The 2622-nt window shown below is 67.6% G+C and carries 1 protein-coding gene and 1 pseudogene; both read right to left on the reverse strand.

The genetic code is table 11. The features are described from left to right. Positions 1-148: 148 nt before the first annotated feature. Positions 149-2248, reverse strand: a complete 2100-nt coding sequence (locus ABGA94_RS06625) for a glycosyl hydrolase family 18 protein (RefSeq protein WP_375366760.1) — start codon at positions 2246-2248, stop codon at positions 149-151. A 273-nt stretch (positions 2249-2521) separates the two neighbouring features. After that, positions 2522-2620 (reverse strand): annotated as a pseudogene (locus ABGA94_RS06630) (CysB family transcriptional regulator); the annotation flags it as partial. Positions 2621-2622: the final 2 nt, after the last annotated feature.

Here is a 2622-nt window from a genome sequence, read left to right on the forward strand (position 1 = left end):
CGTTGCCATGGATGGCGGACTTGCGGGCTTGGATCTTCTTCGGCATCGGCACGGGCTGTTTGCAGCGGATGGAACAGGGATTCTCGCCCATTCCGGGTGATTGCGAAAATCACCCGGTTGGCGCAGCATGGCGCCCCCGGCTTTTGCCTTATTTCAGGCCATCACTGACTGCCTTGGTCAGCGTGCCCTGCGTATCGTCACCGCTGAACTCCCAGACGAACGCGCCGCCCAGGCCCTGGGTCTTCACGTAACCCATCTTGCGGGTGATGTTGGCCGGGGTGTCGAAGCTCCACAGCGTGCTGCCGTTGTAGATCCAGGTGGCACCGGCGGTGCTGTCGGTGTAGCCCGGCCACGCCAGGTTCTTCAGCACCTTCCAGTCCTCGATGCCGGCTTCATACGTGCCCGGGGCGGCACCGCTGGCGGTCTGGTACAGGCCGTTGTTGGCATTGGCCACGCCGGTCCAGCCACGCCCGTAGTAGCCGATGCCCAGGTTGAGCTTGGCGGCGGGCACGCCACGGCTGATGAAGGCCTCGATGGCGTCGTTGCTGTTGTACAGCTTCTGGTCGCCGGTGGACGGATCATTCGGCGAATCGAACAGCGCCGACTGGTGATTGGTCTTCGCATCCCACGCGCCGTGGAAGTCGTAGGTCATCACGTTGATGTAGTCCAGGTACGGGTGGTACGCCGCCGGATCTGTGACGCGGATCTTGTCGATGCCGGCACCCACCGCCACCGTCAGCAACAGGCCCGGACGCACCGCATCGAGCTGGCGGCGGAACTCGGCCATCAGCGCGGTGAAGTTGGCGTTGTCTTCCGGCTTGCCGCATTCGATGCCGCAGGCCACCGGGTATTCCCAGTCGATGTCGATGCCGTCGAACACGCCCAGCGCCGCACCGGCGCCGCCGGCACCGTCGGTCACCGGCAGGTTGCCCTTGATGTAGGCGTCGATGCACGAGGCAACGAAGGCCTGGCGGTTTTCCGGGCGCGCCGCGCTGGAGAAGCCGCGCGACCAGGTCCAGCCACCCAGCGAGATCAGTACCTTCAGGTTCGGGTACTTGGCCTTGAGCTGCTTGAGCTGGTTCCAGTTGCCGCGCAGCGGCTGGTCCCAGGTATCGGCGCTGCCGCTGACACTCTCGGCGGCACTGAAGGCCTTGGTGTAGTCGGCGAAGGCATCGCCACCGGCACCGCTGTTCGGATCCGACGGCTGGGTGATGCCGACTTCGCAGCGGTTGTTGCGCACGTTGCCGAACGCGTAGTTGATGTGGGTCAGGCGCGCCGCCGAACCGCTGCTGTCGATGTTCTTGACCCGGTAGTTGCGGCCGTAGATGCCCCACTGGGTGAAGTAACCGATGACCCGCTTGCCGGTGGTGCCGCCGTCACCGGCCAGCGTGGTGGCGCTGATCTCGGTGCCCTGCGCCGACGCGTTGCCGGCGTTGTCGCGCGCCCGCACGCGGTAACGGTAGGTGGTCGATGCGGTCAGCCCCCCATCCACATAGCTGGCACTGGACGGCGAACCGACCAGGCTTCCGTTACGGTACACGTCATAGCCGGCCAGGCCACTGCCACCGGTGTTGTCAGTGGATGGGCTCCAGCTGAGCGCGATGCTGTTGGCAGTGCGCGTTCCGGCCGCCAGCCCGCCGGGCACGCTCGGCGCGGTGGTGTCGCCGCTGGCGGCGTTGACGGTGATGGTGACCGTCGCCGTGCTGGCGGTGGCATTGTTGTTGTCAGTGGCCACCGCGCGCAGGGTATGGCTGCCGGCGCTGGCGTTGGTCCAGCTGGCTGCATACGGCGCACTGGTGGCCACGCCGAGCGTGCTGCCGTCGCGGAAGAATTCGACCTTGGCGACGCTGCCGTCCGGATCGCTGGCGGTGGCGGTCACGTTGACCGTGCTGCCGGCGCTGAAGGTGGCGCCGTTGGCCGGCGAGGTCAGGCTGACCACCGGCGGCTGGTTGGTGCCGCTGCCATCGCAGGCACCGAGGTTGGTGTAGTAGGGCGCGCCGGCCGGATGGTCCGGCGGCGCGTTCCAGATGTCCTGGTTCGCCCGATAGAGGACGCCTCCTTTCTGCAGGGTATCGCCGGCCCGGTAGATCTTGGCCTGGTCCCATTCGGCCACCCCGGCACAGCTGGCGGCCTGCGCCAGGCCGGGCAGGACGGCGGCACCGGCGGCCAAGGCAAGCAGCCAGGCCAGGCGGCGGGGACGACAGCTTCGGGTCGAACGTTCGGCACTGCGCACAATCGGGTCGTACATGGGTGAGTCTCCGATCAAAGGGCGCGCGGGCCCCGATGGCGCCGCGCGTGACGCAGGTCCGGGCATCGCCCGGGAAGGCGACGGAGGGGCCGGACGGAGGCACCTGGGAGGCCGGGGAGAGAGTCCGGCACCAGGTGGGGACAACGTTGTCATCAATTGCGTGGTCAATCCGTGAGCAAGCGCATGGTTCGGCGATTTGGGCGGAAAGCGGCGCTGGCGCGCAGTCGGCGGCCATCGGCGGAGCCCCCTCGTGGCTGGGGCTTGCCGCGAACAGCGGATTTCTGGGGGTTGGCCGGGCTGGGTGGCGTGCACGCGCGAGGCGGCCAGCGTGATGTTCAGCTCGGCGTCGGCGATGGCTACCAGGTAGCGCAGCT

Source organism: Stenotrophomonas sp. 3diitr2024 (assembly GCF_042136455.1).
GTDB lineage: Bacteria > Pseudomonadota > Gammaproteobacteria > Xanthomonadales > Xanthomonadaceae > Stenotrophomonas > Stenotrophomonas sepilia.

Bases quoted from the DNA above. Each gene is read 5' to 3' on its own strand.
- ABGA94_RS06625 (WP_375366760.1), bottom strand. From the start codon at position 2,248: ATGTACGACCCGATTGTGCGCAGTGCCGAACGTTCGACCCGAAGCTGT.